Source organism: Duganella sp. CY15W (genome assembly GCF_009857555.1).
Lineage (GTDB): Bacteria > Pseudomonadota > Gammaproteobacteria > Burkholderiales > Burkholderiaceae_D > Rugamonas > Rugamonas sacchari.
The window spans coordinates 1492683-1505670 of the sequence record NZ_WWCQ01000001.1 but is presented as its reverse complement, the minus strand read 5'-3'; the positions used below and the strand labels follow the sequence as shown (position 1 = coordinate 1505670).

The 12988-nt window shown below is 63.1% G+C and carries 9 protein-coding genes; all 9 read right to left on the bottom strand.

Annotated features, from left to right (window positions below):
- Nucleotides 1-1878, bottom strand: a complete 1878-nt coding sequence (locus tag GTP58_RS31265; RefSeq protein WP_161076767.1) for an MFS transporter — start codon at nt 1876-1878, stop codon at nt 1-3.
- A gap of 10 nt (nt 1879-1888) precedes the next feature.
- Complete coding sequence (locus tag GTP58_RS06770; protein ID WP_202413490.1) at nt 1889-3586, bottom strand: beta-N-acetylhexosaminidase; 1698 nt, start codon at nt 3584-3586, stop codon at nt 1889-1891.
- A gap of 35 nt (nt 3587-3621) precedes the next feature.
- The gene (gspK, locus tag GTP58_RS06765) at nt 3622-4542 is read right to left on the bottom strand and encodes a type II secretion system minor pseudopilin GspK (RefSeq protein ID WP_161076766.1); all 921 of its coding nucleotides are present in this window, start codon (nt 4540-4542) and stop codon (nt 3622-3624) included.
- Nucleotides 4542-5153 carry a type II secretion system protein J gene (locus tag GTP58_RS06760; protein ID WP_161076765.1) on the bottom strand — a complete coding sequence of 204 codons (612 nt, stop codon included), beginning with the start codon at nt 5151-5153 and terminating at the stop codon, nt 4542-4544. Before GTP58_RS06760 ends, gspK begins: the two co-directional genes overlap by 1 nt.
- A gap of 23 nt (nt 5154-5176) precedes the next feature.
- Nucleotides 5177-6079, bottom strand: coding sequence for an SMP-30/gluconolactonase/LRE family protein (locus tag GTP58_RS06755; protein WP_161076764.1), 903 nt, complete (start codon nt 6077-6079; stop codon nt 5177-5179).
- A gap of 21 nt (nt 6080-6100) precedes the next feature.
- On the bottom strand, nt 6101-7711 hold the full coding sequence (locus tag GTP58_RS06750) for a glycosyl hydrolase family 18 protein (protein WP_161076763.1): 1611 nt from the start codon (nt 7709-7711) through the stop codon (nt 6101-6103).
- A 117-nt stretch (nt 7712-7828) separates the two neighbouring features.
- Nucleotides 7829-10489 carry a TonB-dependent receptor gene (locus GTP58_RS06745; RefSeq protein ID WP_072782485.1) on the bottom strand — a complete coding sequence of 887 codons (2661 nt, stop codon included), beginning with the start codon at nt 10487-10489 and terminating at the stop codon, nt 7829-7831.
- Between the two features lie 325 nt (nt 10490-10814).
- Nucleotides 10815-11729, bottom strand: a complete 915-nt coding sequence (locus GTP58_RS06740) for a glycoside hydrolase family 18 protein (protein WP_161076762.1) — start codon at nt 11727-11729, stop codon at nt 10815-10817.
- The gene (locus GTP58_RS06735; RefSeq protein ID WP_161076761.1) at nt 11726-12988 is read right to left on the bottom strand and encodes a glycoside hydrolase family 18 protein; all 1263 of its coding nucleotides are present in this window, start codon (nt 12986-12988) and stop codon (nt 11726-11728) included. Before GTP58_RS06735 ends, GTP58_RS06740 begins: the two co-directional genes overlap by 4 nt.

Here is a 12988-nt window from a genome sequence, read left to right as displayed (position 1 = left end):
CTACGTCTTCCCCGGCCGCGCAAACAGCTGCTCGATTTCTTCCAGCGATTTGCCCTTGGTTTCGGGCAGGAAGAAGGCCGATGTCACGAAGTACACTACGGTGCAAGCGGTCCAGAACAGGAACATGACGTGGAAGCCGTAATTGCCGACAATCGGCAGGAAGGCGCCGGCGATCAGTGTTCCCGTGCCCTGGTTAATCAATAGCGCCACACCCATGCCGACCGAACGTATCCGTGTCGGCATCAGTTCGGACAGCGCCAGCCACACGCATACGCCAGGCCCGATCGAGAAGAAAGCGATAAAGCCGCCGATGCACAGCGCCGCCAGCAAGCCGGTCGCGCGGCTGGGTGTGGGGCCGACGCTGGCGCGGACGATCTGCAGCGGCAGCCGTTCCGCAGCAGGGCCGGCGGCCTGCACCTGTACATGCTGCGCCGCATACACGCGCCGTGCCGCATTCAGCGCGTCACGCGATGCCGGCGGCAGCGTGGCAATCAGCTGCTGCGCCTGATCTGCAGCCGCGGCTGCACCGCGTCCACTCCAGGCCAGCTGCGCCTGTTCCAGCACCGCACGCTGCGCGGCCGGTAGCGCCTGCACCTCCGCCCTCGCGCGCGCCAGCACCGCCAGCGAAGCCTCGGTCGGCGTATAGGCTCCCGCGACTTGCTGATGGTCGCCGTATTGATACAGGATGCTCAGCTGCACCGCACCCTGCCCGGCCCAGCGCGCATCCGCCAGGTTGAAATCCAGACGGTTGTCCTTGACCAGCGATGCCACGTCGGCGCGCACGTCAACCCGCTGCGACTCAAAGCGGTAGAACAGCACGGCCAGCAGGCATAGCGACACAATAATCCCGCCCGTCCCCAGCTTCAGCAGGAATACCCTGCCCTTGCGCTCGACCAGTACGATCGCCACCACCGTCATCACTGAATTGAGGATCTTGATTAGCGTGCCATAGCCCGCCGCTGAAACCGGATCGAGTCCGGCTTTTTGCAAAATGGTCGACATGAACTGCAGCACCGAATTGATGCCCGTCGCCTGGTTGCAGCCGAGGATAATGCAGGCCAGGACGAATGGCAGCACATAACGGCGTTCAGTCAACATCTCCGTCAGCGCCGTGAACGGCGACGTCTTGGGCCGGGCGCGCTCCGCCGCCAGCGCATTGCCGATATCGTCAAATTCCGCCGCTGCGGCCGGCGGTGGCAGCAGGCGTGTCAGCGCGGCGCGGGCTTTTTCTGCACGCCCATGGCGTATCAGCCAGCGCGGCGATTCCGATACCAGGCAGCAGCCCAGGAAAAACAGGGCGCCCGGATACATCACCGTCAGGAACATGCTGCGCCACGCATGGTCAGCCGCCGCGACGATGCGCAGCTGGTCGCTGCCGGCCGCCTGGATTTCCAGTTCGGCGTTGCCCAGATAATGGTTGCCGACGAAAGCCGCCAGCACAATCCCGGCTGTGAGCATGAACTGGAATACCGCCATGCCGCGCCCACGCTGGGTCGCAGGCAGGCATTCGGCCAGGTACAGGGGCACCACCACGGCGATCACACCGCCGCTGGTGCCCTGCAACAGGCGGCCCAGCAACAGCGGCACAAAGGACTGCGACAGATAAATCACGGCCACGCTGCCAACAAACATCAGCGCGCTCATGACCATCATGGGTTTGCGGCCCAGCCAGTCGGCCAGCGCGCCGGCCACCACCGAGCCCAGAATCGAGCCGCCCAGCACCGCCGCCACCACCAGCGACAACTGGCTTTCCGACAGGCTGGTGGCACGGTTCAAATAAGGCAGCGCCGGATCAATGATGCCGATATCGATTCCGTACAGCAGGCCGGCAAGGCCGCTGACCACGGCCAGGAACATCTGATAACTCTTTTGCGACATGGCGCTCCTCTCAGCGTGGCCAGCGTGGGCCGTCAGCAGTACGGTAATTGACGTCTTGTACGTCCAGACGCTGCAGCGACGACGGCAGGCGCTGCTGGAAGCCGCTGTAGTCCTTGCGTGGTTTGGGCGTCCATAACACTTCCGCCATCGCCAGCAGGCGCGGCCAGGCCATGTACTCCACCTCGCGCGGCCCGCTCATGTATTCGGTCCACAACTGCGCCTGGCTGCCCAGCACATGCCCGGCCAGTTCCGGCGGCATGGCCGCAGGCAGCGGGTCGTAGGCATAGATGCGCTCCAGCGTGATGACCGCGCGCGCTCCCGGCGGTTCGCGGTAGCCCTCTGTGCTGGCCGGGATCTGCGCGTAATCCAGATAGGTTTCGCGCTCGGGCGTCATGACCACATCGTGCCCGGCGCGGCTGGCGTTAAGGCCTCCCTCCTCGCCGCGCCAGCTCATGACCGTCGCCCCCGGCGCCAGGCCGCCCTCCAGAATTTCGTCCCAGCCGATCAGGCGGCGGCCATGCTGCGCCAGATAAGCGTCCATCTGGCCGATGAACCAGCTTTGCAGCTGGTGCAGTGCGGGATGCTCGGCAGGCTTGCCTTGCGCGTCCTGGTAGTGCTGGATGTTTTCCAGCGTGGCAGATGCCGGCACCAGCTTCAGCGTCTTCATGCGCGCCAGCGCCGCAGGGGATTGCGCCCATTCGGTCTTGGGGCACTCGTCACCGCCGACGTGGATGTACTGGCCGGGGAACAGCGTCAGCACCTCGTCCATCACCTGTTGCAGGAAGCGGATGGTGTTGTCTTCAGGGCTGAACACTTGCCGGATCACGCCCCATTCGCGCCCCACTGCCAGCCGGGTCGCCGGCTGATTGCCCAGCTCAGGATAGGCGGCAATCGCCGCCAGCGCGTGGCCCGGCATCTCAATCTCCGGCACCACGGTAATGTGGCGGGCCGCCGCATAAGCCACCACTTCACGGATATCCTCTTGCGTGTAGTAGCCGCCATGCGGCTGGCCGTCGTAACGCAGGCCCGGTGGATCGCCGGGACGCGGCGTCAGCTGGGTTTCGCGACGCCATGCGCCTACTTGCGTCAGCAGCGGGAAGCGCTTGATTTCGATGCGCCAGCCCTGATCGTCCGTCAGATGCCAGTGGAACACGTTCATCTTGTTCTGCGCCAGCAGCTCGATGTGTTTGAGTACAAAACTCTTGGGCATGAAGTGCCGTGCCGTGTCCAGATGGCTGCCACGCCAGCCAAAGCGCGGCTGATCCTCGATGCGGACGGCAGGCAGCTGCCAGCGGCGCTGTACTAGCGCCTTGCGGTAGATATCCGCCGGCAGCATCTGGCGCACCGTCTGCACGCCGTAGAACAGGCCCGCCGGTTCTGCCGCAGTGATGGTGACCCCGTGCACGTCACTGGCGAGGCGATAGCCCTCCTTGCCCAGCGTGGCCAGTTTCTTGTCCAGTTTAAGCTGGATGACATTGGTCCCGCCAGCCGTCGCCAGAGGCAGATCAAAGCCCGTGGCCGGACGCAGATAGTCGCGCAGCATCTGCGCCTCCTGCCGGGCCGCGCCATCCGCAACGATGCGCGTGGCGGAAGTCAGCACAAACTCGCCGGCATTGCGCTGCATATGTGCCGGCAGCGGCACGACCTGCTGGGCATATGCTGCCCCCATCATCCCCAGCCAGCATGACACCACAACTTGTAAACGCATACTCACCTCAAACGTAAAATGAAAACACCGGCCAGTCATTCCTCGCGGGACCAGACCAGCTCAATGGCGGTCGCGCTCCCACGCGGCCGGTAAAGCAATGAAACGGTATTCAGTTCAGCATGCGCCAGCCGGATCTTGCCCTCGACCAGAAAATAGTCGCTGCGCAAACCGGCCTGCACGCCATCCAGCACCGAGCCATCAGGCAGCGCAGCGCGAAATTCCGCCATGCTGCGGAAATACGCCTGGCGGCGGCGCTCGGCCAGCTGGCGCGCCTGCGGCAAGGACAGGCGCGTGGCGGCGGCCAGCAGTTCCGGCCCCGCCGTTTCCAGATTCAGTTCGGCAGGCGCAGGCAGCAGAATGATGAAAGCTGCCAGCGCGGCCAGCACCGGCGGCGTATAACCTGGCACGCTGGATAATTCATCGATACGCTTGAGCGCCACCTGGCGCCTGGCACTGCCCTCGCCCGGCTGGCTGGCGGCGATGACCTGCGCAGTGCGCAAGGCCAGCGCAGGATCAAGTTGCAGACTGGCCAGCAAGCGCTCGTACAGGCGGACTTCGGGCAGGTTCAGCGTGCGGCCGCTGGCCAGGTTGGCGAGGTTGTAGCGCGACTGCGCATCCACCAGCCGGCTGGCAATGCTGGCCGCCACCGCATCGGCCGGATCACGGTCGAAGTAGCGGTCCAGACGAATTTCGGCGGGCTGCGTATTCCAGACACCGTCCAGCGTGGTCAGTTCGGGGGAGCGCTGGCCATCGTCACGCAATATCTGCCGGCTCCAGTCCAGGCCCGCGCGCTGCACCCACTGCGTCTGCACATGCAGGCGCTGGTTTTCCATCATGCGGACCTGAACCTGCTGATGCCAGAACAGGCTGGCGACCGCGCTCACCGCCAGCGTGGTAATCAATAACGCAGTGACCATCGCGATGCCGCGCTGACGGCGGCTGCCACCGTGCTGCATCAGCCGGCTCCCAGCATGAACATCCGCACCAGCGGGGCAACGCTGCCGGCCGGGTGCAGTATCACCTGCAGACCAGGTGCATCTGCCGACGGTGGTCTGACCACGCGCCGGGTACGTATTCTCGCGCCACCAGCAGCGGCGACCGGCTGCCATGCGCCGCCGCTCCAGGTTTGCAGCTCCACTGCCGCTACCTGCTGGTCCAGCGCGGCGCCGGCCTGCGGCGCCACACCGGCTATCGCCGCCTGCCAGGCAGCTCGCAGCTGTTCAATGTCGCGCGTGGCGGCCGAGGTGCTGCGGATCAGCTGAGCGCCGTCGGTGTGATAGAGCACCACTTGCATCTGATCGGCACCGCCGTCAACAACGACACTACGCAGCATCACCAGCCGTCCCGGCGCGGCGGACAGCGTCGGCTGTCCATCCAGCGCCGCGCTTCGTACCAGCTGCGCGCAGTCAGCCTCCAGCTGGGCAAAGGCCAGCTGGTGTCCGCGCATGGCGTCCAGCTGCGCGTTCAGTGCCACCCGCGAAGCCAGTATGCCGTCCAGCGCGCGCCATCCCATCACGGTCATCAGCGATAGCACCAGCATCGCGGCCAGCAGCTCGATCAACGACATGCCGTCTGCGTGGCGCGGCTGGATCACTGGCGGCCCTGTATGCGCTGCCACTCCAGGCCGGGACGGTCAACCCGGAATTGCAGCAGCCGCTGGTGTTCGACCTCGGTCACATACACCGTACGGCCATCCGGGCCGCCGAAACACAGATTGCTGGGCCGTGCGCCGGGCAGACGGATTTCCTGCAACAGCACGCCGTCCGGTGACAGCTTGGCGATCGTGCCCTTGCCAAAGCGGCTCACATACAGATTGCCGTCCACATCGACGCGCATGCCATCCATGCCAAAGTCCTCAAAACGGTGCAGCAAGCGCTTGTCCGTCAGCGCGCCATCCGCCCCCACCGTGAAGGCCCAGATCAGCTTTTGCACGCTCTCGTTCACGTACAGCGTGCGGCCGTCGGGACTCAGATCAATGCCGTTGGTGGTGCCCATGCCATCCGCCGCCAGGCTGACCTTGCCGTCCGTGTCGATGCGCCACACGCGGCCAGTGTTATGTTCCCAGTCAGGATCGCTGGCATACAGCACGCCGTCCGCAGTCATCGCCAGATCGTTTGGCTGCGTCATCTTCGCCTCATGGGCATACAGCTGCGGCAGACTGGAACCCGGGGCGATGCGGAACACATTGTGTCCCACGTAGTCAGCCACATACAGCGCCCCCTGGCGGTCAAACCGCAGACCGTTCGGCACCGAAGCGCCGGGCAGCAGCGCAAACACGCGCCCGGCGCCTTGCGGCGTGACGATGCCGATGGCCTGCTGGCGGCCAAAATTGACCGCGTAGATATTGCCTGCCGCGTCCACCGCCGGGCCTTCTATCCCGGCGGTGAAACTGCGCTCGGCTGTCAGCGCAGTCGCGGCATACAACTCCTCGGCCATCGAAGGCGCACTCCAGTTCAATCCTGCCGACAGCAAAACCACCATCATCCACCGCATGCATTACTCCTTAAAATAAATTCAATGGCCCAGCACCTGCAGCTCCTTGATCGACCCGCTCCATGACGAAGCACCGGTGCGTCCCGCCACCCGCACCCCGGTCACGCCGCTGATGCCGGTACCGCTAAAGGTGTAGGTCACGCCACCAGCCGATGCGCTGTTCGGGTAGGCCGGGCTCACAGCCCACCCAGAGTCTACCCAAGTCGTACCGTTGCTTGTGTACTGCAAGCTCAATCCGGCTTCAAAATAGCCGTTGCCATAAGTGTCAATTGCGCCGTTAATGAACTTGGCCGATGAAATGGTCTTGGCCGCTGCGAAGGTCACGCCAGCCGCCTGCCATTTCTGGTTTCCGCCTTCCCCCGCGCCGTTGAGGGTCAGGCTGGTGCTGGTGTTGCCGTCATTGACTGCGGCCGCTGCTGCCTTATTGGTGTTTGCGGTCGAAGTGGTATTAGCGGTCCACACGTAACCACTGCCGGAGGTAGCAATGTTGCCATCTGTTGTACCGCCGCCACCATTTCCCAGCCCTGCCGACACCGCACTCCAGAAAGTCCCATCTTCATAGCCCATTGCCCAGACGCTGGTGCCGCCCAGCGCATAGGTGTTCACCAGCGCGGCCTTGGCGGTAATGCTCTGCGCATCGTCATACCAGAGCACCGGCTGTTTGGTGCTGCTACTCCATCCGGTGCCATCCGGCTGCTGCACCACGGTGCCCCAGGTAGCGTATGGCGTTGCCGATGGCGTGTCGCGTTTTTTGGTGGCGCCGTGGGCCGCAATGACGTCGTTGTAGCCAGAGACGCCGTTCGCGCCCTTCCAGTAAGCGATAGCGCCCGTACTGTAGTCGTAACCGTAGGTCGGCAGACCTTGCAGCACCTTGGCCGCCGGCACGCGCGATACCGCGTAACTCAGCTTGGCCTGCATCCAGTCCAGGCCCACTTCCGGTCCTGGCCAGGTAGCGGAGCTGGAGGAAGACCAGCCTGGTCCCACTTCGTCATACGTCATGAGCTGGAAGTAGTCCACCGCCGCGCCGATGGCCGCATAGTCATAGCCCGCCAGGTAAGCCGGCTGGCCGTCTCCGCTCATCGGCGGAATGCTGATGATGAGTTTTTTGTTCTGGTTATGCAGCGCCGTCGCCAGCGCGCTGATGAAGGACGACATCTGCGTCTTCATGGCTGGCTGCACGGCTTCAAGGTCGATGTCGATACCGGCAAAGCCATTGTTGACCGCCAGGTTGACCAGGCTGGTCACGGCAGCCGCACGGCCGCTGGCGGTGGCCAGGAAGCCATTGCTTACCGACGGGTCAAAGCCGCCGTAGGAATTGCTGTAATCCGACACGGTGGGATACAGCGGCAGACTTTTACTCTTGGCGAAAGTGATGATGCTGTTGGTGGTGGCCGTAACACCGCTGCTGTCGATGCTGCCGTTGGCCAGCATCGCATACGATGAGCCCAGGCCGACTGCCGACAGGCTGCCGTAATACGCCTGCAAATTGGTGTAGGACTGGGTCAGCTGGCCGTCGGTATACGCCAGTACGAAAGCGCCGGCGGATGCATCGGCGCTCAGTACGGCCGCGGCCAGTGACAGGGAAGCGGCCAGAGTGCGCAGCCGGGACGAAACAATTTTGGTAGCAATCACGAAAGTCTCCAGGTTGAGTATTCATCAGGAACGACTGGGCGAGTTCGCCCCACGGCGGTCCGGATACGAACCGCCGCTTGCTGCATTACCACGGGTTGAATCAGACTGCCGGGGCGCTTACCACTCGGTGCCCAGGCGAATGCCGAACATGCGCGGATCGTTGTACGACGCCACGGTGAAGGTCTGCTGCGGGCCGCCGATACCAGCCCAGGTCTTGGCACGTACGTCGCCCAGATTGCGAACATACAGTTCGGCGTGCCATGGGAATTTCGAGCCGCCAGGTGCGCTCAGGCGCAGCGAGGCGTCCACCTGGCTATAGGCCTGCTGCGCATCGGACAGGTGCGGCGTATCGAGATTACGCAGCGAGAAATACATCTTGTCCTGCCAGCGCCATTGGATCCAGGGCGACAGCGACCAGCCGTCGTTAAAGTAGAAGTCTTGCGAGAAGCTCAGGTTCAAGGTCTTGGGCGGCGAGTACGGCAGGTGGTTGCCGACCACGTTGTAGGGACGCAGTTGCGCCAGCGACGGATCGGTGCCGGTGTAGTAGTCCGGGCATGGCGTCACGCCTTGCGCGGCGCGCGCGGTGCAGCCGATGTCGTCGCTGTAGGTTGGATAGTCCGCAATCTTCGCGCTCAGCAGCGAGGCCGAGTAGCTGATGCGCGCATCACGCCATGGACGGTACTGCCCTTCCAGCTCCAGGCCCTTGATGTCGGCGCGGCCCACGTTCTGCGTCGACCACCAGCTGATCACCGCATCGCAAGCCGGATGGTCGGCGTCGCAGGTGCGTTTGCTGCGGCCAACCGTATGCTGGCCGGTGACCTGCATGTCCTTGTAGCGGCTGTAGAACACCGTGGCGGACAGCGTCAGACGGTCATCCAGCAGCTTGCCCTTGTAGCCGAATTCCAGATTGGTGACCGTCTCCGGGCGGTACGGCAGGAAGGAGTACTGCGGTCCCGGCGGACCGGAGGCGCAATCATACGGCTTGCCGTTGGCATCGAGTTCGGTGCCGCACAGATTGAAGCGGTCGTTGAAACCACCCGCCTTGTAGCCGGTCGACAGCGAGGTGTACACCATGTTGCGCGGATTGATCTGCCAGGTCAGGCCCAGGCGGCCGGTGGTTTTGCTCCACGACTCGGCGTGGTTGCTGATCGAGGACGCGGCCGGGAACGCGCTGCTGCCATAGTAAGCGCCCATGCCAGGCTTGAGCAGGCTGGAATTGACGCCCGTGTAGCCCGGCGTACCCGGACCGCCGGGATCGAGGATGCCATTGAAGTAGTCCTTGCCATACGCTTCCCAGAACTGGCCGTTGTTATCGGCCCGCGAGTCCTTGCTCATGCGGACGCCCGCCGTGAAATTCCAGGCCGGGACGAACTGCCAGTCGGATTGCGCAAACGCTGCCTTGGATTCGGAGCGGCGGTCGGGCTGATGGTAGAAGTTCGCGTACGGATAGCCGCTCGGTCCCTGATTCAGGAAGTCCTGGCCGAAGTCGATGCTGTTCTTCTCCTTCATGTAGAACAGGCCAGCTACATAACGCAGCGAGCCGAAATTCTGCCGCAGCTGCAGCTCGTGCACGTCGGATGCGAAGCGGGAGCCCAGCGTGTAGGTGGCGTTGTCCACCACCGGCCAGTGATCGCCGCCGGCCGCTGCGGTCGCGTTGACATCCGCTTCGATATTCTGGTAACCGGCATCGCTATCCTGCTGCTGGAAACGGCGCTGTACCGCGTGGGCATAGCTATATTCAATGTCGGTTTGCTGGTTCAGGTTCCACACAATGTTGGAGCGCAGCGTACGGATCGACATATCGGTCACGCCCGGCACGTTGATGGCAACGTCGTATTTACCGCCTTTGCACGCGTAAGGCGTGCCCGCCGCCTGCGCGCAGTCCTTGAGCGCCAGATCGCCTGCATCATTGTTCTGGTAGGTCTCATAAGAGACCAGCCATTGCAGGTCTTTGTTCACCTTCCACAGGCCGGACAGGCGAGCGGCCCACTGATTGCGGTTGGTGTAGTAGTCACTCTTGTCGAGTTTTCGGTTGAGGCGCTGGTCGGTGTCGGGAATGCCGTCCGCCGGGAAGCCTTTCGATGGCATGTTGACGTCGTACTTGTCCTGCGTCTGATTGATCCAGCCGTCACGCTTGACGCCCATGGCAGTGAAGCGCAACGCGAAGTCGCTGGTGACGGGAATGTTCTGCACCACGCTGAGCTGGCGGTGGTTGTAGTTGCCCAGGTCCAGTTCAACACTGCCTTCCTTGCTGCCAATGACAGGCTTGTTCGGAATGACGTTGATGCTGCCGCCGGTCGAGTTACGGCCAAACAGCGTACCTTGCGGGCCGCGCAGAATCTCCAGCCGGTCCAGGTCAAACAGCAGCGCCAGCGCGCCCTGCGGACGCGGCGAATAGATACCCGCAACGTGCAGGCCCACCGCCGGGTTGCCGATCTCGGTGAAGTCGGAATTCGATACGCCGCGAATCGCGATCTGTACCCCGGAGCTGCCGTCCACCGCGCCGCCCAGCTGCAGGTTGGGCACTTCGCCGGACAGCGACTTCACATTGAGCGCACCCTGGCGCGTCAGGTCCTCCTGGGTTACGGCCGTTACCGCCACCGGCGTTTTCAGCAGCGACGTGCTGTAGCGCGTCGCCGTCACCATCACCTCCTGAATGGTATCGGCGGACTTGGGTTTGCTGGCCTCCTCCTGTCCGTAGCCTGGTGCGGCCAGCATGGCCAGCGCCCCGGCAACGGCAGAACTGATGAGGGTTTTCCTGCGGTTCAAATCAAACATGCTCTTTCCTCTTGTTGTTTTGTTGATTGAAATCCCAACTGCTCTTGTTTGCGTTTATCTGCATCCGTGGTTCAACACTAACACTGCCTTTGTGGCCACAACAAACCTGCGCCCACATCATCAGAAAAATCATAAGCTTCTGAATTGATTGACTATTTTTACTAGCCTCTGACACTGCACTTACACTTCCTTACGGAGCCACCGTATCTGCCCTGATGGTCGCCGCCATCGCTCCGAAAAACCTGCATCTCTTTACAATTCATTACAGAGCTGCTGTGCCGCGCCTGCAACACGCAAGCGCGTCGGTACAGCGCGAGACGCCCGCTCATGGCACTGCGGCCTGCAGCACCATCGGGCCGATCTTGCGGGCAAACGGCCAGCCCTGACGTTCATCGGTCGCCAGTTCCCAATTGAAGGCGCCGCGCAAGTCAGGATGGCGGCGCTGCAGTTCGCGCCAGGTGCTTGCCACCTGTGCGTCGCTCATGAAATTGGCAGCGTTGTTGATGCCGAAGCCCACCACTACATGCGATGCGCCGAGCAGCTTGACCCATTGGTCAACGTTGGCGATGACATACGCAGGGTCGGCCAGATTGGGGCCGTCGTAGTACTGCGGCGCACAGTAGTCGAGCGCACCCGCGTTCAGCATGTCGCGGCAGAAGCGCTGGTCGATGGCGCTCCACGGCGCCGGTGGTGCGCTGATAATAAAGCCGGGATACATGCGCTTGAGTTCAAGGCTGATCCAGATCATTTCGGCCGTATCGGGACGCTGGTTGGCCTGGAAGGTATTCCAGTCCAGGCCATCAATGCCGCCGAACTGGCGATGCAAGCCGGCGATGCTGGCAATGAAGGCGCGCGATTTGGCGCGGTCGGGAAAACTCATGCCGTTGCCGTCGCCGCCGACCGACAGGATGATTTTGCGGCCCTGCACCCGGCGTACATACTGGAGATCGTCCTTGAAATGTGCGGCGGCGCCACGGCCATCCCCGGGTGACGTCCAATACACGGCGCCAGTACTGCCGGGGGCACCGCCCACCGGCCGCGCAGCAAACAGGTACACCAGGCCATAGTGGGGTTCGATGTCACGCAGGCGCACCGGCGCCTCGTACCAGCCGGGATAATAACCCGCCAGAATCCGCGCCGGCAGGCCCGCCGGTGCAGCGCCCTGCATGCCAAGTGCCGCGCCCACCGCAGCAACCACGCCGGCAATACAGACGCCGGCGACAACGTGTTTTAATCTCACTGGCGTACTTCCTGCATCGCGCGCGATAACGAAAAGGCGGCATCATCCTGGTCCAGCGACCAGGACATCAGGCCGCGCAGGCCTTGCTTGCGCACATACGCCGCTTTTTCGCGGATCACACGCGGATCATCGTAGGTCCAGAAAGTCCCTTTATCGTAGGTCCATAACTGTCTGGTGAGCGGATGATAGAAAACTTTCAGGCCGCGCGCTGCGATGGTTGAATACTGTTCCGCGCCCTCTTCGAATCCCTGCGCCGCACCGGTCGCTGGCTGATACAAGCCGTTGTTGGCCGGACTGACGCCGCTCCAGCCACGCGCATAGAACGGTACGCCAACGACGATTTTGTCTGCCGGGACGCCCACTTTCATAAAGCGCTTTACGCCGGCATCCACGCTACGCGGGCTGGCGTCGCCGCTGGCCGGATCGGAGTAAAGGTTGGACTGGAAGCCGGTCGGCCCCTGCTTGCTCCACGCGCCGTGGAAGTCATAGGTCATCAGGTTGATCCAGTCCAGCGAGCGGCTATAAGCAGCGGGATCGGTATGGCGCATCTTGTCGCCGGTGCTGTTGATGGCGGCGGTCAGCAGATAGCGCTTGCCATTTTCCTTGCCCAGTGCATCGAGCTGGCGGCGGAACTCTTCCAGCAGCAGCGTGAAATTGGCCTTGTCGTCCGGGCCGGGATGTTCCCAATCCAGATCGATGCCGTCGAACACCGCAGCAGCCGCACCGATGCCGCCATGGCCGTCCAGCTTGGGCAGATTGCCGCGCAAATAGAGGTTGATGCAGGACGAAACCAGCGCACTGCGTAGCGCCGGCGTCGCCGCACCAGCCGGGAACTGATGCGACCATTCGCCGCCGCCCAGGGCCACCAGCACTTTGAGCTGGGGATGGCGTTTCTTCAATTGCGCCAGCTGGTTGAAGTTGCCAGCCAGCGCCTGCCCTGGCCGGTCGGCGCTGCCGTCCACCGATTCATCGGCCGTAAAGCGGCGCGCGTAATCCAGCGTCGCGTTCATGCCGTTGGCCGTGTCCTCGCTATCGCGCCCACTGTCGCAACGCACACCGCCATCCGGCATCTTGTAGACATTTTCAAAAGCATATACCAGGTAGGTATAGCCCGCCGCGGCCCCGGACTGGTCCAGCTGCTTGAGCCGGAAGCCTTTGCCGATGCTCCAGCCGGTGTAGTAGGAACCCACTTCGGCGGCGTGAGCGCCGCCAGCCAACAGGGCCGCTGCGATGGCCAGACAGGATAAACGTGTACGCAT

Excerpts from the sequence above, each read along its gene's own strand:
- GTP58_RS06760 (WP_161076765.1), bottom strand. The coding sequence starts at position 5,153 with ATGTCGTTGATCGAGCTGCTGGCCGCGATGCTGGTGCTATCGCTGATG.
- GTP58_RS06745 (WP_072782485.1), bottom strand. The coding sequence starts at position 10,489 with ATGTTTGATTTGAACCGCAGGAAAACCCTCATCAGTTCTGCCGTTGCC.
- GTP58_RS06755 (WP_161076764.1), bottom strand. The coding sequence starts at position 6,079 with ATGCGGTGGATGATGGTGGTTTTGCTGTCGGCAGGATTGAACTGGAGT.
- gspK (WP_161076766.1), bottom strand. The coding sequence starts at position 4,542 with ATGCAGCACGGTGGCAGCCGCCGTCAGCGCGGCATCGCGATGGTCACT.
- GTP58_RS06735 (WP_161076761.1), bottom strand. The coding sequence starts at position 12,988 with ATGCGTACACGTTTATCCTGTCTGGCCATCGCAGCGGCCCTGTTGGCT.
- GTP58_RS31265 (WP_161076767.1), bottom strand. The coding sequence starts at position 1,878 with ATGTCGCAAAAGAGTTATCAGATGTTCCTGGCCGTGGTCAGCGGCCTT.
- GTP58_RS06770 (WP_202413490.1), bottom strand. The coding sequence starts at position 3,586 with ATGCGTTTACAAGTTGTGGTGTCATGCTGGCTGGGGATGATGGGGGCA.